An 18,440-nucleotide genomic window follows, 5' to 3' on the forward strand; every position below is an offset into this window, starting at 1 on the left:
GAAAGGACTTACGTGGTCATCGCACAGCAGACCGCAGCCGCCCCGGACGCCGCCCGCACCTTCCCCAAGGGTTTCCTCTGGGGTTCCGCGACGGCCGCCTACCAGATCGAGGGTGCCGCGGCGGAGGACGGTCGGACGCCGTCCATCTGGGACACCTACGCCCGCACTCCCGGCCGGGTCCGCAACGGCGACACCGGTGACATCGCCACCGACCACTATCACCGTCGAAGCGAGGACGTCGCCCTCATGGCCGAACTCGGCCTGGGCGCCTACCGCTTCTCCCTCGCCTGGCCCCGCATCCAGCCCACCGGCCGCGGCCCCGCCGTGCAGAAGGGCCTGGACTTCTACCGGCGCCTCGTCGACGAGCTGCTGGAGAAGGACATCCAGCCCGTCGCCACCCTGTACCACTGGGACCTGCCGCAGGAGCTGGAGGACGCCGGCGGCTGGCCCGAGCGTGCCACGGCCGAGCGGTTCGCCGCGTACGCGGCCCTCGCGGCGGACGCCCTCGGCGACCGGGTGAAGACCTGGACCACGCTCAACGAGCCCTGGTGCAGCGCCTTCCTCGGCTACGGCTCCGGCGTGCACGCCCCCGGCCGCACCGACCCGGTCGCCGCCCTGCGCGCAGCCCACCACCTCAACCTGGGACACGGCCTGGCCGTCCAGGCGTTGCGCGACCGCCTCCGCGCCGACGCACAGGTCTCGGTCACCCTCAACATCCACCACGTCCGCCCCCTCACCGCGACGGGCGCCGACGCCGACGCGGTCCGCCGGATCGACGCCCTCGCCAACCGGGTCTTCACCGGTCCGATGCTGAACGGCGCTTACCCGGAGGACCTGTTCAAGGACACCGCCGAGCTGACCGACTGGTCCTTCGTCCAGGACGGCGACCTGCCGCTGATCCACCAGCCGCTGGACTTCCTCGGCGTCAACTACTACAGCCCCACCGTGGTCTCCGAAGCGGACGACAGCGGCACCCACACCTCCGACGGACACGGCCACAGCGCCCACAGCCCGTGGCCGGGAGCCGACCGGGTCGCCTTCCACCAGCCGCCCGGCGACACCACCGCGATGGGCTGGGCCATCGACCCCAGCGGTCTCCACGAGCTGCTGCGCCGGCTCGCCTCCGACTTCCCGGGGCTGCCGCTGGTCATCACCGAGAACGGCGCCGCCTTCGACGACTACGCCGACCCCTCCGGCCAGGTCAACGACCCGGCCCGGATCGCCTACGTGCGCGGTCACCTGGCCGCCGTCCACCAGGCGATCCTGGACGGTGCGGACGTGCGCGGCTACTTCCTGTGGTCCCTGCTGGACAACTTCGAGTGGGCCCACGGCTACAGCAAGCGCTTCGGCGCCGTGTACGTCGACTACCCGACCGGCACCCGCATCCCCAAGGCCAGCGCCCGCTGGTACTCCCAGGTCGCCCGCACAGGGGTACTGCCCGCAGTCTGACCGGACCGGTGCGGCACGCCCGGCGTCGCGCTAGGTGCCGCACCACCGGTCCGCCCCCGTCCGCCGCACGGGCGGGGCACGGAGGCCCGGGCCCGGCGCGCTTCCGGTGACCCCCGAAACGCCCCGAACGTCTTCCTCTCAGCGGGCCGGTCGTGTCGGCGCCGGTGTGTTGCGGTGCCGCACGAAGACCGCGGTGGGGATCGCGATGACCAGCAGGGCGCTGCCGCCGATGAGCAGTCCGAGGTGGACGGCGTCGGTGAAGGCCTGTGCGGCGGACTCGGTGACGGTGCGGGCGAGCGTGGCCGGCATCTCGGCGGCGGTGTCCCCGTGGAGGGCGCCGGCGGTGACGCGGGCGGCGTCCGGGCCCGGCACGCCGGCGGAGACCAGCCGGTCCTCCAGGTAGTGGGGGAAGCGGGTGGTGACGATGGTGCCGAGGATGCTGGGGCCGAGGACGGACCCGATCTGGCGGAACATGTTGACCGTGGCGCTGGCCATGCCCGCCTGCAGCCGCGGAACGCTGTTGACGGCGGCGGCGGTCGACGGCGCGGTGAGCATCGCGGATCCGATGCCCGCGATGAGAAGCCCGGGCCACAGCGCGCCGTAGCCGGTGAAGGGGCCGACGGCCAGCAGCGCGAGAGCCCCGGCGCCCATCACGACGAGGCCCGCGGTCAGCATGAGGGTGTAGCCGATCTTCTGGACGAGGCGTCCGGCGAGCGCGCTGACCAGGATGTACGTGGCGAACATGGCGAGCAGCCGGACGCCGGTGGCCAGCGCGGACAGTTGCTGCACCCGTTCCATGTACAGGACGGCGAGCAGGGAGGTGCCCACGAAGCCGAACATGGACGCCGCCGCGACGCCCATCACCGCGGTGTACGAGGCGTTGCGGAAGAGCCGCAGGTCCAGCATGGGGTCGTGGTGGCGGGTCTCGGCGATGAGGAACAGCGCGAGGGACACGGCGAAGACGGCGTACACGGTGATGATGCGCGGAGAGGCGTAGCCGGAGGAGCCGCCCTCGATGATCGCGTAGGTCGCCGAGGCGATCGTGACGGTGCCGAGCAGGACGCCGGCGAGGTCAAGGCGTCTCGTCGGGTGCTTGGACTCGCTCACCAGGAACGGCGTCAGGATCACGGCGAGCGCGCCGATGACGACGTCGATCAGGTACACCGAGTGCCACGAGAAGTGGCCGAGGAGCAGCCCGGCGCCGAGGGGCCCGACGGCCAGGCCGAGGCCGGAGCAGCTGGCCCAGACGCCGATCGCTTTCGTCCGCTGGTGCGGATCGGCGAAAGAGTGGCTGACGATCGACAGGCTGGAGGGGAGCACGGCCGCGCCACCGAGGCCCATGACCGCCTGCGCGGTGATCAGCAGCCCCGTGCTGTCGGCGGTGAAGGCGAGGGCGCTGCCCGCGGTGAAGACCACCGCCCCGCCGAGGAAGACCGTGCGGCGCCCGACGAGGTCGGCGAGGGTGCCGGCGGACATCACCAGGGTGGCGACGACGAGGGAGTAGGCGCTGGTCACCCAGACCAGCGCGCTGGCCGAGGGGCGCAAATCCTGCTGGATGGCGCCGAGCGCACCGATGGTGGACGAGACGTTGACGAACGCCATCATCACGCCGAGGCACACGGTGAGCACGCCCCGCCAGGGGCGGGCGGGTATGCCGCTGTGTCCGGCTGCCGAGGCCGAGGCCGGGGGCGTTGAGGCAGCTGGGACGAGCGGACGTGCGGTCCCCGCCACGGAGGGCTGACTGGTGTTTGGCATAGCCAGGAACGTAACACCCTGACTGTTCCAAAGGCTAGCCAGGCTAGAATGGCGGCATGGAACGCGTTGACCTGCAGGGCGAAGACACGGTGTTCACGCGCACGGGCGACTTCGCCGACCGGGACGCCTTCACGGCGGCCGGCTGGTGCGCCATGGAGCGGTCGCTGGAGGTGGTCGGTACGCGCTCGGCGATGATGCTGGTGAGGGAGGCGTTCTACGGCGGGCGCCGCTTCGACGACCTGGTCCGGCGAACCGGCCTCGCGGAGACGGTGGCCTCCAAGCGGTTGCGGCAGCTGGTGGCCGACGGGCTGATGGAACGGCGGCCCTATCGGGTGCCGGGGTCGCGCACCCGGCACGAATACGTCCTGACCGACCGGGGCCGGGCCCTGTTCCCGCTGTTCGTCGCGTTGATGCGGTGGGGGCAGACCGGGGACGGCAAGAAGGGCGGTGTCGAGCTCGTGCACGCCGGCTGCGACGCCCCGCTCGTGCCCGCCGTGCGGTGCGAGGCCGGACACGACGTGCCCATCGAGGAGACCGAGGCACGGCTCGCGGCCCGCTAGGGGGCGGATTCGCGTCGTTCGCCGCTGCACGGACGGCCGAGGCGTTCGCGCCCCTGACGCCCGACTGAATTCAGCCATCCCACCCCCCGGGGGCCCGCTCCAGAAGCAGGTCTTGTCACCGTCTGCCGGTTCGGAGGCGGCGGCGCGGGCGGGCCGAAATCCTCGGACGCTGGGAGCACCCCTGCCCGCACGGGCGCTGGCAGGCGGCCGGGCGGTTCGGCTTGTCCACCGTCCAGCGACCAATCCCGGCCGTCCCGGTCCAGTACGGCCACCGCCGCCGTCCACTCAGCCCGCACTTTCTGAGACAGTGTCATCACTATGGGCAGTCAACATCGCAGCGGGACGGCTCCGGCGGACGCTCCCGAGCCGGTCCTCGACTCCGCACCGGGTCCCGTTCCCGAGCCGCTCACCGTCGGGATCGAAGAAGAACTCCTCCTGATCGACCCGGCCACCCGAACCCCCAGCCCTCACGGTCCCCAGCTGGTCGGGGAGGCTTCCGGCGAACTCGGCGACCGGATCAGTACCGAGCTGACCCGCTACCAGGTCGAACTGCGCACCGACCCGCACATCTGCTTGAAGGAGGCCGACGACCAGATCCGCTCCACGAGGAGGACGGCAGCCCGCGCCGCCGCCCGACTGGGCCTGCGCATCGCCTCCACCGGCACCCCGGTACACGGCCAGGCAGCCCCCGTACCCATGACACCAGGGGCCCGCTACGCACAGAGCGTGGCCCACTTCCGCGCCCTGGACGACGAGCAGATCGTGTGTGCCTGCCACATCCACGTCGGCCTTCCCGACCCCCGCGACGCCGTCCACGTCAGCAATCACCTGCGGCCCTGGCTGCCGACGCTGACCGCGCTGACGGCGAACTCCCCGTTCTGGGCGGGTCGGGACACCGGGTACGCCAGCTGGCGCACCACCACCTGGGGACGCTGGCCCGTGGCCGGTCCACCGCCCTACTTCGAATCGCCCGCCCACTTCGACGACCTCGTCCGCACCCTCCTCGCAGCAGAAGCACTCATCGACCGTGGCGGGCTGTACTGGGACGTACGCCCCTCCCACCACCTGCCCACCATCGAGATCCGCGTCGCCGACGCCGCCCTGACCCCCGACGACACGCTCCTGCTCACCGCTGTCGTCCGCGCCCTGACCGCCACCGCCCTCGCCGCCGTCCGGGCCGGCGAAGCGGCCCCGCGTCCGGCACCGGAGGTCTTACGCGCCGCCAGCTGGCGGGCGGCCCGGGACGGACTGTCCGGCAAGGGCATCGATCCGCTCACCGGTGACCTGGTGGCCCAAGTCGTCCTGGTCGAAAAACTGCTGAACACCGTCACCCCGGCGCTCCGCCGGCACGAGGACCTCGACCTGGTGCGCGAGCAATGGCGGCGCCTGCGCACCGAAGGAAACGGCGCCGACCGCCAACGTGCCGCCCACCGGCAGCGCTCCAGCGCGCAGGACGTCGTCGACTACATCGTCTCGGCCACCTGCCGGCACTAGTGCCGCGGCAGGCAACGTTCGCCCCGTCGCGACGCCCGGCACGCACTCTCGCCGTACCGGCCGAAAGCCCAAGTACATCCAGTACGAGGACTGCCGGCCGGCACGCCGAGAGCACGCACCGGACGCCGCTCCTCAACGGGCAAACGTTGCCTGCCGCGGCACTAGGAAGAAGTCGGTGCCGCCGGTGGGGAGGCCCGGAGAACCCCTCCGTGAAAGACCGGGAACCGCGGCGTTCCGGAGACGGACACTCTCCCTTTAGCATGGAAATCGCAACCTCTGCCGGGCCTGCGGCAGCGTCATGCCGCAGCCACCTGCCGGCCCAGCCGGCACATGCGGAGGTGCGCCATGCCCGATGACCGCAGGATCCGTCACCGCACCGTCGGCGCCGGGGTCGCCGAGACCCTGGCCACCGCTCGTGGATGGCTACGGGAGGCCGCCTGCCTGGGCGAGGACCCGGAGCTCTTCTTCCCCCTGGTGGAGCGGGAGACCGATGCCCAGGTCGCCCAGGCCCGCGCGGTGTGCCGTCGGTGCCGCGTCCTGCTCGCCTGCCGTTCCTGGGCCATCGAACAGGGCGAGGACGCCGGTATCTGGGGCGCGACCACAGCGCGGCAGCGTCGCGCCATCAGCCGCGAGACGCGCGGCGGCATCGGCCGACGATCAGCGCCGTAGGACGACACTCCGCACATGACGTAAGGGGACGGATCGATCGCCGAACATGGCAAGCCGCGTGCCCCGCGAGCGGGCGGCCCCTCGCGGGGCACGGCGGCCTCCGTACGGCCGTTTCGGACGGGCAGCCGTACGGGCGCGGTGGTTGTCTGGCCCGGAGGACGTTCTTCCCGCCTGCAGGAGAAAGGCACGGCCGTGGCTTCTGAGCCTGCCTCCAGTACACCGTCCCAGGCATGTCCGCCGAGGACGGTTCGGCCATCATCGAGCTGCTCCAGCGGCGGCTGCATTCGCTGAACGATCTGCACCTGACTCTGAGCAGCGGCGGGCGCCTGAGCACCGCCGACGCCAAGACGGAACACGCGGCAGCCGACCAGGCCGCCGAACAGGCCCGCCGACAGCTCTGACCGGCAGGCACCCGGCGGGTGAGCCGCACCCTCTCAGGACGCGACGGGAATGTGGACGTGGACAAGTCGCAGCTCAGCGAGTTGACCGTACGCCGTGCCGCCGACGGCCCCGATGGTCCGCAACCGTCCGAGGGCGATATCGGAAGGGTCCTCGACCTGCTGTCCGGCACCGTGGAGCAAGCGGGAACCATCGCCGAGACACTCAAGGCCGGGGAGGCGGTCACCCTCGGCAGCTTCGGGGGATTCCAGGCCGCTGACGGCGTCGCCTCGTTCCGGGCGGGCACCGCCCTCACCGAGTACCTGCGCGATCAAACCCGATGAGCCGTACGCGGATCACCAGGGGTGCCTCGCGGCTGCCGGGATCGTCATGGGGCACCTGACCCTCCACGCGGCCGGCCCGGCGACCCCGGAGACGGTCTGGCGGCGCTACGCATGCGTGGACGAGTGGGCCTCGTGGTCCCCGCAGATCGAGAGCGTCCAGGCCGCCGGCCGCCGGCCGCCGGCTGAGGGCCGGCCTGCGCGGAACGGTGACCTCGCATGGGGGGCGTCCGCGCCGCGTTCGCCGTGGACGCGGTCGACCATGACCGCCGCACGTGGGCCTGGCGCGTCCGGCTGGGGCCGATCGTGCTCCGACTGCATCACGAGGTGCGAGCGGACGGAGGCGGCAGCGCCACGAGGCTGACGATGGACGGCCCGAAGCTCATGCTCCTTGCCTACGCTCCGCTCGCGCGACTGGCCCTCCGCCGTCTCGTCCGACCCTGAGGACGGTGGCGTCGCCGGGTCGAGCCGACCGCGGGCGCCCGGCCTTCTCGCGCGGCGCGCGGTGGCCTGTGGGAGGGCGCACTCCCCGGTCACAGTGACGGGACCGCGCCGGATTCACACAGGCTTCCTGTCTCCCCGTCGTGGTCGTGCCGCCGGTCAGGCGGGTGTGGGCTGCGTCCGTGTCCGGGCGGGCGTGGGTTCGAGGCGGACGATGATGCCTTTGGACGTGGGCTGGTTGCTGATGTCGGCCACGCTGTCCAGTGGCACCAGGACGTTCGTCTCCGGGTAGTAGGCGGCGGCCGAGCCCTTGGCGGCCGGGTAGGGCACGACCTCGAAGTTCTCGGCCCGGCGCTCCGTGCCGTCCGCCCAGACGCTCACCAGGTCGACGCGATCGCCCTGGGCGAGGCCGAGTTCGGTCAGGTCGGCCGGGTTGACGAGCACGACGTGGCGGCTGCCGTGGATGCCGCGGTAGCGGTCGTCGTTGGTGTAGGGGACGGTGTTCCACTGGTCGTGCGAGCGCAGCGTCTGCAGCAGCAGGTGACCCTCGGGTGCCCGGGGGACCACGTGCTCATTGCAGGTGAACAGGGCCTTGCCGACCTTGTTGTTGAAGACGCCCTCGTTGACCGGGTTGGGCAGTTGGAAGCCTCCGGGGCGGGTCACCCGTGCGTTGAAGTCGTGGAAGCCCGGCACGATGCGGGAGATGCGGTCGCGGATGGTGCCGTAGTCGCCCTCGAACTCGGCCCAGGGGATGTCCGCCTTCCCGTCCAGGGTGCGGCGGGCGAGCCGGCTCAGGATGGCGACTTCGCTGAGCAGCAGCGGGGAGGCCGGTTCGAGGCGCCCCTGAGAGGTGTGCACCTCGCTCATGGAGTTCTCGACGGTGACGAACTGCTCGCCGTCGGCCTGGATGTCACGCTCGGTGCGCCCCAGGGTCGGCAGGATCAGCGCGGTGTCGCCGCAGACGGTGTGCGAGCGGTTGAGCTTGGTGGAGATGTGGGCGGTCAGCCGGCACGAGCGCATCGCCTCCTCGGTGACCGCGCTGTCGGGAGCGGCGCGGACGAAGTTGCCGGCCAAGGCGAGGAAGACCTTGACGCGGCCCTCGCGCATCGCCTTGATCGAGTCCACCGAGTCCAGACCGTGCGGGCGCGGCGGGTCGAACCCGAACTCCTTCTGCAGGGCGTCGAGGAAGGTGTCCGGCATCTGCTCCCAGATGCCCATGGTGCGGTCACCCTGGACGTTGCTGTGGCCGCGCACCGGGCAGGCCCCGGTCCCGGCGCGCCCCAGGTTGCCGCGCAGCATCAGGAAGTTGACGATCTCCCGGACGGTGGGCACGCCGTGCTTGTGCTGGGTGATACCCATCGCCCAGCAGACGATGACGCGTTCGCACTTCAGGACCTCGTCGCGGACCTTCTCGATCTCCTCACGGGTCAGTCCGGTCGCGGCGCGCACGTCGTCCCAGTCGACGGTGCGGGCGTGCTCGGCGAACTCCTCGAAGCCGGTGGTGTGGGCGTCGATGAAGTCGTGGTCCAGCACGGTGCCGGGCCGGGCGTCCTCGGCCTCCAGCAGCAGGCGGTTGAGGGCCTGGAACAGGGCGAGGTCGCCGCCGGGCTTGATGTGCAGGAAGCGGTCGGCGATCTGGGTGCCGCGACCGACGAGCCCGCTGGGCTTCTGCGGGTTCTTGAAGCGCCGCAGCCCGGCCTCGGGCAGCGGGTTGACCGCCACGATCCGGCCGCCGTTGCGCTTGGTCTCCTCCAGGGCGGTGAGCTGGCGCGGGTGGTTGCTGCCCGGGTTCTGCCCGACCAGGAAGATCAGGTCGGCGTGGTGGAGGTCGTCGAGGCTGACGGTGCCCTTGCCGGTGCCCAGGGTCTCGCTCAGGGCGAAGCCGCTCGACTCGTGGCACATGTTGCTGCAGTCGGGCAGGTTGTTGGTGCCGAAGGCGCGGGCGAAGAGCTGCAGGACGAAGGCGGCCTCGTTGCTGGCGCGGCCGGAGGTGTAGAAGACGGCCTCGTCGGGGGAGGGCAGCGCTTTCAGTTCCTGCGCGAGGACGCCCAAGGCGTCGTTCCAGCTGATGGGCTCGTAGTGCTCGGAGCCCGGCCGCTTGATCATCGGCTCGGTGAGCCGGCCCTGCTGGTTGAGCCACATGTCGGAGCGGGCGGCCAGGTCGGAGACGCTGTGCTCACGGAAGAAGTCGGCGGTGATCCGGCGCGTGGTGGCCTCGTCGTTGATGTGCTTGGCGCCGTTCTCGCAGTACTCGTTGCGATGACGCCGGCCCGGGGCCGGATCCGCCCACGCGCAGCCGGGGCAGTCGACCCCGCCCACCTGGTTCATGGTCAGCAAGTCCACCCCGGTCTTGCGCGGGGAGGTCTGCTCCAGGGAGTACTCCAGCGCGTGCACGACCGCGGGGACTCCGGCCGCCCACTTCTTCGGCGGTGTCACGGAGAGGGTGGTCTCCGGCTCCTCGCCGGGCGGGTTCTGCATCGGTTCGCCTTTCTCTTGTCCGGTCCGCGGGTCAGCCGACGGGCCACTGGGCCACGCGGCTCCTGGGCGGTTCCGGGTGCTCGTGCTGTACACGGCCGTTGCGGATGGTGCCGCGCCAGGCCCCGCCCTCCTGCCCCAGTCCCTCGATGAACCGTTTGAAGTTCATGAGCTCGCCGCGCACCAGCCGCGCGATGAGCCGGGCGGCCCGGGACGAGCCGGTGAGGATCCTCGTGGCTCCCTGCGGTTCCAGGAGCATCCGGACGGTGATCGCGGTGCCGCCGGAATCCGTCGGCGCGAACTCGATCTCTCCCTGGTGGGAGGGGCTCTGCTCCAGACCGCGCCAGGCCAGGTAGGCGTCGGGGTCCTGCTCCACGATCTCGACCGCGAAACGGCGGCGCAGGGGGCCGTAGCCGATGGTCCAGGCGGTCATGGTGGGCCTGATCTGCTCGACGCCGTGCACCAGGGTCGAGAAGCGAGGGAAGGTCTTGAACTGCGTCCACTGGTTGTACGCCGTCCGCACCGGGACCGCGACCTCGACCGTCTCCTGGACGTGCCGCTCGCGCAGCGGACGGCGGCGCGTGACGCCGTCGCCGTCCGGGCGCATCCCCTGCGTGTTCGGCACGGCCTGCTGGGCGTCGTCTTCATGCGCCATCGTCGTCTCTCTTCCGGTGACGGAGCCGGGCGTCCGGGAACCCGGCCTCCCCTCGTGCGTCAGGGCTTCTCTTCCGGTTCCCCCGTCGTGTTCTTCGAGTCGCCCCGGCGCGTCGGTGTGTGCGGTCCCGGCTACGAGAGGGCGGGTCTGTCACAGGCGCTTACCTGCGGCGGCTGAGCCCGCGGTCAGCGCCGGCCGTGCGGACGGTGCGGGGAGTCGTCGCGCGCGCCGGCGACGATCGTGTCGCCGGGGTCGGCCTCGCCGCCCGGCGAGAAGTGGGCGATGCGGTTGTCGAGCTGGGTGTGGATGGTGGTGCAGCGGTGACCGGGCGCCGAATCCCGGCCGGTCGCTTCCTCCAGCTTCACCCCCTGGGCGTCCACCCGCCACTCACCGTGATCCGGCAGGTGATCGCATCTCTAGCCCAGGGCGTCGGCGGGGGAGGGCGCGGAGGACGATCATGTTGACGCGACAGTCTCCGCCCGTCATGCCATGCACCGTCGTGCCCGGTGACTTGCGCGCACCGTTCGGCCACGGACATGGTGGCGTCATCGCCGAGCCGACCGCAGGTCTGGTCTGGCGATCGAAGATCAACCGAATGCCGTGACCGCGATTGTGCTGGAGTTCACCGTGGACCGCCGGCCCGCTCATCCCAGCACGACGACCACCGCCAACGCCCCCACGAGTGAGTCGACGCGGTCCAGCAGCCCTCCCGCTCCCGCCAGCCACTGGCCCGAGTCCTTGACCCGGGCGCCGCGCTTGACGAGGGACTCCACCAAGTCGCCCGCCGGTCCGCCCACGGCCACCGCGGCCGCCGCCGGCCAGCTCCACGACGACAGCAGCGCGAGCACGGCCAGGCCCGCCGCCGCGCCGCACAGCGTTCCGCTCCATCGCTTGGCCGGGGACAGCGGCGATAACCGGGGCCCGCCCAGTCGCTGCCCGGCGAAGTACGCCACGACGTCGGCGACCGACACCGCGGCGAAAAGGGCCAGGCCGAGCGTCCCCAGCGGCACCAGCACGGCCAGCACTCCCAGCCAGACCAACCCGAGCAGGCCGGTGCCGAGCCGACGCAGTCCGTCTTCGGCATCGCCGGCCGCCAGCGGTACGGCGACCAGTGCGAGGGCCCCGAGGGCACCCACCCGCCAGACCTGGTCCGGCGCCGTCGCGGCGGCGATGATCAGCCCTGTCACGGCGGCGGCGAGTACCGCTCTGTCGGTGCGAGGCAGCCGGGTCAGCGCGCCGAACTCCAGCACCGCGATCACCGCGACGATTCCGGCGAGCAGGGCGATGCCGGGCCGCCCCCACCAGAACGCGGCGGTCGCCACCGGTACGCCCACCGCCCACGCACACCACCGGACCAGCAACTCCCGCCGTCGTGAAGCCCCCACCACCATGCCGCTCACCAGCAGCGCGCCGCCCAACCACGGCGCGAGCACGGCAACCGAGGTCACCGCGCCGCCCCGAGCCCCGGCGCGGCGAAGGAGTCCGCGCGCAATTCACCGAGGGCGGCCCGGTAGGCGTCCACGATGCGCGCGTTCTCGCCGGTGTCACGGACCGCGACGCGCACCGTTCGGCCCTCGTACGACGCCGACAGCGGCGACAGGTCCCGCAGGTACACACCGCGACGCCGGCACTCCGCGACCAGCGACGCCGCGCTCGGGCCGCCCAGCGGCAGGGTGAGCGTCAGGAAGTTGGCCACCGACTCCTCGACGGTGACCGACGCGTCCACCGCGGCCAGGTCGGCGGCGAGGCTGCGGCGCAGCTGGTGCGTGCGGCGCAGCACGCCGGTGTAGTACGCCGGGTCGCGCAGTGCCGCCACCGCCGCGAGCTGGGCCGGCAGCCCGAGGGCCCACGGCGGTGTCCACCGGCGCAGTTCCTCCGCCGTTCCCGGCTCGGCCACCAGGTATGCGGCCCGCACGCCGGAGAGGGCGTACGTCTTCGACATCGAGGTGCAGACCACCACGCGCGGGTCCCGTGCGGCGAACGGGGCGAGCGACTCGGCGGGATCGACGTATCCGAGGTATGCCTCGTCGATCCACCAGCGGGTGCGGGCCGGTGCGGCGGTGATCACCGCGCGCAGCTCGGCGGCCGGTGCGTGGCGGCCGGTCGGGTTGTTCGGGTTGACCACAACCACGAGGTCGTAGGACCCGCCGGCGACGACCGCCGACAACCTGACCGGATCGATGCGCCAGCCCTCCTCGCGCCGCAGCCGGAACCGGTCCACGCGGCAGCCGATCACCCGCTCCGTGACGTGGGCGTACTCGCCGTATCCGGGGTCCATCAGCAGGACCCGTCTGGCCGGCGTCAGCCACCGGCCGAAGGCCCGGAAGATCAGATCGGAGGAGCCGGCGCCGACCGCGAGCGCGTCCGGGGGCAGGTCGCGGACCGCGGCGAGCTCCGCGAGCAAGCCCTCCGCACCGGTCGGCGGCGAGGTGCGGGCGATCCACCCGGCGTCCTCGGCGAGCGCCGCCCGAGCCCCGGGGGCGGGCGGGAACCAGGCGTCGAGCACGTCGGCCGCGACCACCTCGTGACGCCGTTCCAGCGTGCGGAAGTCCGCGCCGACCGCGGTGAAGGAGGCCCCACCGTGCTCGCAGCCGTCCGGCCGGGGCGCGAACGGCGCGTCCAGCCGCCAGTCCACGCCGGCCGCCAACCGGGCGAGGGCCGCCGCGTGCCGCCCCGACACACCCCGCGACAGCTCGGACACCTCCCCGGTGAGCACCTCGAAATCGACCGCCCCGCTGCGGACGCCGAGGCCGACGGGACGCAGCCCCGCCGCCCGGTACATGCCGACCAGGTCGGCGCGGCCCATCGCCACCACCCGCCGCCCGCCCCGGGACGCGATCCAGCGCAGCGCCGCGTACATCAACAGCGCGCCCGCCGCGCCGGCCCGCGCCTCGGGCTCGACGGTGAGCAGCCGCACCTCGAAGACGTCGGCCTCGTCCAGGAGCGGAAGCTCCGCCCGGGTCAGGTACTTGTCCAGCCCGTACCGGCCCACCCACGGAGGCGTCACGCTCACGAACCCGACACGGTCCGCACCCCGCGCCGCGACCAGGTAGACGTTGTCGCCGTCCAGCCCGTCGACCAGCCGCCCCTCGGCGTTGGGCACGTGCTGGCCCAGCTCCTCGGCGTAGACGCGGTGCCGCAGTTCATGAATCCAGGACATGTCGCCGGGGGCGGCGGAACGCAGGCTGAGCAGACGGCTCATCAAGACCTCTTCGTACGGGGACAAGGCGGCCCAGTGTGGCTGCTACCGGCATGCGGGGAGCAGGGGCGAACAGCTCGGGCGGTCTGAGTACGCGTACTCAGGCGCTTCCGGTGGCCCATGTCCAGGCAGCTGCAATGGTGTTGGACGAAATGCGCGTGACCTGACGAAGCGCGGGGCCCGGACACACCGGACCCCGCACAAGAGGGTCTGCACAGTCCCTCGTACCTCGCGCTTACGGCTTGTCCAGCACCGTCCCCGTCAGCACCGGCCTGTCGGGCAGCGGCTCGGCGTTGTTGTCGGTCAGTGCGAGGCGCATCGACTCGGTCGGCTCGGCCACCTGGTCCCGCACGGTCGGCACGACGAAGTCCGCGCTGGAGCTGCCGGGCGGGATGTGCATCCACACCCACAGGCTCGCGTCGGACAGCGGCCGCTCGGGGTCGGGCACGTCACCGGAGGAGTCCTTGAGCCACTGCGGGTCCACGTCCTTGGTGGACAGCTCGCTGCCCTCGGTGACCGGAAGGACCCGCACCGGCTGGTAGATGTCCACCGCCGTGGGCGTGTCCACGGACAGTCGCCAGGTCAGCGTCTCTCCCTCGGTCACCCGGTCCGCGACCGGCGACAGGGTGATCACCGGCTCGGGGTCGTCGTTCTGGACGGTGAGCCCGCCCCGGTACTTGCCGACGACGGCGTTGCGGACGGCCTTGACGGCGATGTCGTGCTCCACGTCGTCGCCGTAGACCGTGTCGCCCTTCACCTCGACCGGCACGTCGATCGCGGTGCTGCCGGGCCGTACGGTCAGGAGGCGGTTCTCCGCCCGGCCGCTGTCCGGGTCGAGGACGTACACGCGGACCTGCCCGCTGCCGTGCCCGGAGATCTCGACCGGGATCCGGTAGGTGCGGGAGCCCGAGTCGCCCTCCTTGACGATCGTGCGGCCCACGTCGACGCGCGGCAGTGCGGCCGCCTTCACCGCCGAAGTGCCGGGCGCCCAGCCCCAGGCGTCCATCAGCCAGGCCCGCCCGGACTGCGAACGGGGCGTCAGCTCAAGGGACTTGACGCGCCTGAGATCGAGCCCGACCCGGGTCGCGGCCGACAGCGGGACGCGCAGCTCCTGAGCCCAGTAGGAGGCGGTGTTCGCGGAGCCCGGGAGCCCGTCCACCCGGACCGAGGCCAGCGTCACCCGACGGTTGGAGGAGTCGGTGACGGACACGTCGAACTTCGTGCCGGTCGTGTTCGGCGGTACGAAGACCCGCAGCGCGAGCTTCTGGGAGCCGCGGAGGGAGAGCGGCTTGGCCGCAGTGATACGCGCGGCCCTGCCCGGCGCGGACCACTTCAGGTGCACCGCGCTGCGGCCGGTCTCCTGTTTCGTCTCCCACGACGCGAAGTGCGGTGACGATCCGGGGGTCTCCGGGTCCAGACAGGCCACGGCCGGGTCGGGGTCGATCGCCGAGCACAGCCGGGCGCCGGTCACCTTCGCCCGGCCGTCCGGCAGGAAACCACCGCTGCGGCGGCCGCCGACCGCGTGGGTCAGCACCCGGGCCGGGTCCGCGGACGGGGCACGCTTGCCGGAACCGTCGAGCAGCGGACGCACCCGGTCGTCCCCGGCGAGGAAGAGCCGGGCCGCGGCGGCGATGTACGTGGCGCCCGCCTTGTGCTGCTGGGCGGCGGTGAGCCGGGTCGCGGCACCCGGCGTGCACACCGGGTCCGGCTGCTCCGGGTCGGTCCAGAAGTCGTCCATGGCCGGTGCGACGGCCTCGCCCGGGGTCCACTCGCTGTTGAAGTAGTTGTGGTTGGCGCCGACCATGTAGACGGCGCTGTGCAGTGCCGTGCCCCGGCTGACCCCGCGCGTCCCGTCGACGAAGTCCTCGCCCTGCAAGTCCGACACGTCGCCGTCACAGCCCGGCAGCAGTGTCACGGACGGCACGTCGGCGACCGGATTCTGGCCGAAGATCGTCGGTCCGATGAGCACGGTCCCGCGCACCTTCCAGCGCACCGGGCCCCGGTAGCCGTCCTCGGCGGCCGGCGGCGGGTAGAGGCTGTCCATGGCGGCCCGGTTGACGCCCTCACCACCGCGCGAGTGGCCGACGAGCAGGACTTGGGAGAGGTCCGCCTTCGCCGCCTCGCGTACGACGGCCGGGGCCGAGGAGCGATGGGCGGTCCAGTCGGCCCAGCGGGCGAGGTGCTGCCGTACCAACGAGGAACGCGCCTGCGCGCCGGCGTCCTCGGCATCCCAGTCCTGGGCGTTGATGGCGTTCGCCGAGATCGACACCGTCACATAGCCCTGGGAGGCCAGCAGTCGCTGGTCGCGCTGATAGCCCAGGTGGCTCGGGATCGGCTTGTAGCCGTCCGCGCAGGGCCAGTCGCCGGTCACGTCGTCCTCGGAGCCCGGCTTGTAGCAGGTGTTGTGGCGGCCGTGCAGGAACAGCGCGAGCGGCCGGCTGCCGGTGGCGCCCTTCGGTGCCACCACCTTGGCAGTCATCTCCACCGGGGTGTCGAACCCGGGCAGGCGCACCGGGTCGAGGTCATACCCCCCGGTGACCGTGCGGTACGAGCCGGGTTTGCCGGGATCGACGCCGTTCGCCGGCGCCTTCGCGGGCATCCGCGCCCCGCGCGAGCCGGACCTGCGCGTATCGTCGGCCGCCGCGTCCAGCCGCCGCCCCGCTGCCGTTACGTGAAGGTCCGTCAGCTGCTCGGGCCGCATCTCGCCGAGGGGGAGCCGGAAGGTCCGCCCGTCCCTCGCCGGCTTCGGCACCCCGAGCAGCCGGTCCCCGGTACGGAACTCCACTCGCGCATTCCCCATGGGCACGGCCTTCGGCGCACGCCAGACCAGCTCGGGCGCCCCGCCCTCCCCGTCCATCCGCCACCCCGGCGGAAGTGGGTTGTCGTCCGTAGAGCTCAACAGCCCCGGTCGGTGGGGCTGTTCCGCCTGTGCCAGTCCGGGCGAGCCCGCCAGGGCCGCCAGCACCGCCACGGCGGTCACACATATTCGCCGGGCACGGATCAATGATCCTCTCCTCAGTAACCCTGTGCGCAGACGTCCCGTCGGTCCCGGGCGCCTCTCGCGTCACCTAGGACGGGGAGGAGTGTCTGTGGGTTGTCTGTGAGGAGACTGCCGATGGCGGGCGAGCGACATGATCAAGTCAGTGCAGCTGATAGCTCTCCGATACATCGCCGCGCGGCACGCTGGTTGCCACGTCTTCGATGGCCTCGGGGAGAGACGTCGACCTCCGCCGAAGGTCCACCTCGCCCATGACTCGCACGTGCGTTTGATCTCAGGGGGGAGGGGTTACCCGCATGCAAAGGCTGCGTCGCAGCGGCAGACAGTGCCGGTGGGACTACGCACACACGGACAGACGACAAGGGGTGCCGCGATGACCATCGCGACGCAGCAGGGTGGCGGAGGCGGATCCAGCGGCCTCTACGACGTTCTGGAACTCATCCTCGACCGCGGGCTGGTGATCGACGCCTTCGTGCGGGTCTCCCTTGTCGGTATCGAGATCCTCAAGATCGACATACGGATCGTGGTCGCCAGCGTGGACACCTACCTGCGTTTTGCCGAGGCGTGCAACCGTCTCGATCTGGAGGCGGGGCCTCGCAAGCCGGCCGGGCTCACGGAGCTCACGGGCAAAGTCACCGAGTCCGGCGCCCGCGGCAAGACCAAGGGGGCTCTGTCCGGTGCCGCGGAGGCGATCTCCGACGCCTTCCAGCAAGCCCGCGACGAGCGCCAGGGTGCACAGCGCCGCGCATAGGAGACAGAGCCTCTTCGGGGTACTCCTCGGCGATGCGCTGGGGAAGCGCTCACGGCACGGCGGTGGAGCGGGCGCCGTCGCCCGGAGGACGGGGTGGGGCCGGGGTCTCGAAGAGCGGGGGCGTTCGGCTGTGCGGCGCGGATCACTTGCGGATCACCTCGGATCCGAGCCATTCCCACCTCAGCTCTGATTGGCTGGTGCCCCTGACAGTCACAGGAGGTCGATACGCATGGCGCTCACGCACTGGGCTTTCATCTACACGGCGGACGGCAGTGCGGCTGGTGGCGAGGTCAACGTCGTCGACACAGGGGCGTGCCGCAGTGTGTTCGTCGGGGTGGCGAAGCCCGAGGAGGGCATCGAGGTGGCACGCCGTCTGGTGGCCGAGGGCGTGCAACTCATCGAAGTGTGCGGGGGGTTCGGGCCCGTATGGGCCGGGCGTGTCATCGAGGCGATCGACGGCGCGGTCCCCGTGGGTGTGGTCGGCTATGGGCCCGAAGCGGTTGATCAGGTGCACGCGATCTTCGCTTGACGCGTATGGCGACGAGGTAGGCGTGCGCCAGGACAGCACCGCGCGGCCACGGCTGGCCGCGTAGTTCGGCTGCCGACTACCGCCCTTGGGTCGGGCAGCTCCTTGACACCCGCGGAACGTGCCGAGGGACGCCGGGAGTTGAGCAACTGAGTTCCCTTGCTAGGGTGCGCCGATGTCATCGATCAAGCAGTTCCAAGTGACCTTCGACTGTGCTGCACCCGCGCGACTCGCCGGTTTCTGGTGCGAGGTGCTGGGCTACGTCGTACCGCCGGTCCCGGAGGGGTTCGCCACTTGGGAGGACTACCATCGCTCGCTGCCGCCTGAGGAGCAGGTCACCTATTTCGCATGCAGTGATCCCTCGGGTGTGGGCCCGCGCCTGCTCTTCCAGCGCGTTCCGGAAGGGAAGATCGTCAAGAATCGGGTGCATCTCGACGTGCGGGTCGGCACCGGACTCGTGGGTGAGGAGCGCCTGGCCGCTCTGGAGGCCGAATGCGCACGACTCGTGGCGCTCGGTGCCGTACACGTGCAAACGCAGCCGGCCGACGACGACAACGAGTCGTGCATCCTGATGCAGGACATCGAAGGCAACGAGTTCTGCCTCGACTGAGCATCCTCCAGGGTCTTCGCTCCGGCCGCTTTCGTGGTGGTGCGGGCCGGGCCGGTCCCTGAGGCCGATCGGCGGGAACCGGTGATGACGCTTCGGCACCACGCCGAGCAGGGCGGGCCCGCGTGGGCAGAATCGGTCA

At 71.7% G+C, this 18,440-nt stretch carries 17 protein-coding genes; 10 read left to right on the plus strand and 7 right to left on the minus strand.

Annotated elements, in window-relative coordinates:
- Positions 1–12: 12 nt before the first annotated feature.
- On the plus strand, positions 13–1,449 hold the full coding sequence (locus ACFY9E_RS29150; RefSeq protein WP_390988918.1) for a GH1 family beta-glucosidase: 1,437 nt from the start codon (positions 13–15) through the stop codon (positions 1,447–1,449).
- A gap of 138 nt (positions 1,450–1,587) precedes the next feature.
- Here the strand turns inward: ACFY9E_RS29150 and ACFY9E_RS29155 are convergent, their stop codons facing one another.
- On the minus strand, positions 1,588–3,204 hold the full coding sequence (locus ACFY9E_RS29155; protein WP_390988920.1) for an MFS transporter: 1,617 nt from the start codon (positions 3,202–3,204) through the stop codon (positions 1,588–1,590).
- 56 nt (positions 3,205–3,260) lie between these two features.
- On the opposite strand from ACFY9E_RS29155, the gene ACFY9E_RS29160 reads away from it, so the two are divergent.
- The 6 genes from ACFY9E_RS29160 to ACFY9E_RS29185 all read left to right on the plus strand — a co-directional run bounded on the left by ACFY9E_RS29160 (position 3,261) and on the right by ACFY9E_RS29185 (position 7,090).
- On the plus strand, positions 3,261–3,764 hold the full coding sequence (locus tag ACFY9E_RS29160) for a winged helix-turn-helix transcriptional regulator (RefSeq protein ID WP_390988922.1): 504 nt from the start codon (positions 3,261–3,263) through the stop codon (positions 3,762–3,764).
- A 318-nt stretch (positions 3,765–4,082) separates the two neighbouring features.
- Positions 4,083–5,258 carry a glutamate--cysteine ligase gene (locus ACFY9E_RS29165; RefSeq protein ID WP_390988924.1) on the plus strand — a complete coding sequence of 392 codons (1,176 nt, stop codon included), beginning with the start codon at positions 4,083–4,085 and terminating at the stop codon, positions 5,256–5,258.
- 345 nt (positions 5,259–5,603) lie between these two features.
- The gene (locus ACFY9E_RS29170; protein WP_390988925.1) at positions 5,604–5,927 is read left to right on the plus strand and encodes a WhiB family transcriptional regulator; all 324 of its coding nucleotides are present in this window, start codon (positions 5,604–5,606) and stop codon (positions 5,925–5,927) included.
- Positions 5,928–6,157: 230 nt separating this feature from the next.
- A complete protein-coding gene (locus tag ACFY9E_RS29175) occupies positions 6,158–6,328 on the plus strand; it encodes a hypothetical protein (protein ID WP_390988927.1) in 171 nt (56 codons plus the stop codon).
- 57 nt (positions 6,329–6,385) lie between these two features.
- Entirely contained in the window at positions 6,386–6,649 is a 264-nt protein-coding gene (locus tag ACFY9E_RS29180) for a hypothetical protein (protein ID WP_390988929.1), read from the plus strand.
- Positions 6,650–6,865: 216 nt separating this feature from the next.
- The gene (locus ACFY9E_RS29185; protein ID WP_390988931.1) at positions 6,866–7,090 is read left to right on the plus strand and encodes a hypothetical protein; all 225 of its coding nucleotides are present in this window, start codon (positions 6,866–6,868) and stop codon (positions 7,088–7,090) included.
- 156 nt (positions 7,091–7,246) lie between these two features.
- Here ACFY9E_RS29185 and ACFY9E_RS29190 read toward each other — a convergent pair whose 3' ends face one another.
- The 6 genes from ACFY9E_RS29190 to ACFY9E_RS29215 all read right to left on the minus strand — a co-directional run bounded on the left by ACFY9E_RS29190 (position 7,247) and on the right by ACFY9E_RS29215 (position 16,420).
- Complete coding sequence (locus ACFY9E_RS29190; RefSeq protein WP_390988932.1) at positions 7,247–9,565, minus strand: FdhF/YdeP family oxidoreductase; 2,319 nt, start codon at positions 9,563–9,565, stop codon at positions 7,247–7,249.
- Positions 9,566–9,596: 31 nt separating this feature from the next.
- A complete protein-coding gene (locus ACFY9E_RS29195) occupies positions 9,597–10,217 on the minus strand; it encodes an SRPBCC family protein (protein ID WP_390988933.1) in 621 nt (206 codons plus the stop codon).
- 185 nt (positions 10,218–10,402) lie between these two features.
- A complete protein-coding gene (locus tag ACFY9E_RS29200; protein ID WP_390988935.1) occupies positions 10,403–10,597 on the minus strand; it encodes a hypothetical protein in 195 nt (64 codons plus the stop codon).
- A 264-nt stretch (positions 10,598–10,861) separates the two neighbouring features.
- Positions 10,862–11,665: a phosphatidate cytidylyltransferase gene (locus ACFY9E_RS29205; protein ID WP_390988937.1), complete on the minus strand. Its 804-nt coding sequence runs from the start codon at positions 11,663–11,665 to the stop codon at positions 10,862–10,864.
- Positions 11,662–13,419, minus strand: coding sequence for an aminotransferase class I/II-fold pyridoxal phosphate-dependent enzyme (locus ACFY9E_RS29210; protein ID WP_390988939.1), 1,758 nt, complete (start codon positions 13,417–13,419; stop codon positions 11,662–11,664). The genes ACFY9E_RS29205 and ACFY9E_RS29210 overlap by 4 nt, the downstream gene beginning before the upstream one ends.
- Positions 13,420–13,651: 232 nt before the next feature.
- A complete protein-coding gene (locus ACFY9E_RS29215; protein ID WP_390988940.1) occupies positions 13,652–16,420 on the minus strand; it encodes a hypothetical protein in 2,769 nt (922 codons plus the stop codon).
- 367 nt (positions 16,421–16,787) lie between these two features.
- On the opposite strand from ACFY9E_RS29215, the gene ACFY9E_RS29220 reads away from it, so the two are divergent.
- The 3 genes from ACFY9E_RS29220 (at position 16,788) to ACFY9E_RS29230 (ending at position 18,301) form a co-directional block, all read left to right on the plus strand.
- Entirely contained in the window at positions 16,788–17,165 is a 378-nt protein-coding gene (locus tag ACFY9E_RS29220; protein WP_390988941.1) for a gas vesicle protein GvpJ, read from the plus strand.
- A gap of 229 nt (positions 17,166–17,394) precedes the next feature.
- Positions 17,395–17,694 (plus strand): DUF6506 family protein, encoded by a 300-nt coding sequence (locus ACFY9E_RS29225; protein ID WP_390988943.1) that lies wholly within the window; start codon positions 17,395–17,397, stop codon positions 17,692–17,694.
- 172 nt (positions 17,695–17,866) lie between these two features.
- Entirely contained in the window at positions 17,867–18,301 is a 435-nt protein-coding gene (locus tag ACFY9E_RS29230; RefSeq protein ID WP_390988945.1) for a VOC family protein, read from the plus strand.
- Positions 18,302–18,440 lie beyond the last annotated feature (139 nt).

Origin of the sequence: Streptomyces sp. NPDC012466, from assembly GCF_042955215.1 — a bacterium.
Taxonomy (GTDB): Bacteria; Actinomycetota; Actinomycetes; order Streptomycetales; family Streptomycetaceae; genus Streptomyces.

Coding starts and splice junctions, on each gene's coding strand:
- ACFY9E_RS29155 (WP_390988920.1), bottom strand. CDS start 3,204: ATGCCAAACACCAGTCAGCCCTCCGTGGCGGGGACCGCACGTCCGCTC.
- ACFY9E_RS29160 (WP_390988922.1), top strand. CDS start 3,261: ATGGAACGCGTTGACCTGCAGGGCGAAGACACGGTGTTCACGCGCACG.
- ACFY9E_RS29165 (WP_390988924.1), top strand. CDS start 4,083: ATGGGCAGTCAACATCGCAGCGGGACGGCTCCGGCGGACGCTCCCGAG.
- ACFY9E_RS29170 (WP_390988925.1), top strand. CDS start 5,604: ATGCCCGATGACCGCAGGATCCGTCACCGCACCGTCGGCGCCGGGGTC.
- ACFY9E_RS29175 (WP_390988927.1), top strand. CDS start 6,158: ATGTCCGCCGAGGACGGTTCGGCCATCATCGAGCTGCTCCAGCGGCGG.
- ACFY9E_RS29185 (WP_390988931.1), top strand. CDS start 6,866: ATGGGGGGCGTCCGCGCCGCGTTCGCCGTGGACGCGGTCGACCATGAC.
- ACFY9E_RS29190 (WP_390988932.1), bottom strand. CDS start 9,565: ATGCAGAACCCGCCCGGCGAGGAGCCGGAGACCACCCTCTCCGTGACA.
- ACFY9E_RS29195 (WP_390988933.1), bottom strand. CDS start 10,217: ATGGCGCATGAAGACGACGCCCAGCAGGCCGTGCCGAACACGCAGGGG.
- ACFY9E_RS29210 (WP_390988939.1), bottom strand. CDS start 13,419: ATGAGCCGTCTGCTCAGCCTGCGTTCCGCCGCCCCCGGCGACATGTCC.
- ACFY9E_RS29220 (WP_390988941.1), top strand. CDS start 16,788: ATGACCATCGCGACGCAGCAGGGTGGCGGAGGCGGATCCAGCGGCCTC.
- ACFY9E_RS29225 (WP_390988943.1), top strand. CDS start 17,395: ATGGCGCTCACGCACTGGGCTTTCATCTACACGGCGGACGGCAGTGCG.
- ACFY9E_RS29230 (WP_390988945.1), top strand. CDS start 17,867: ATGTCATCGATCAAGCAGTTCCAAGTGACCTTCGACTGTGCTGCACCC.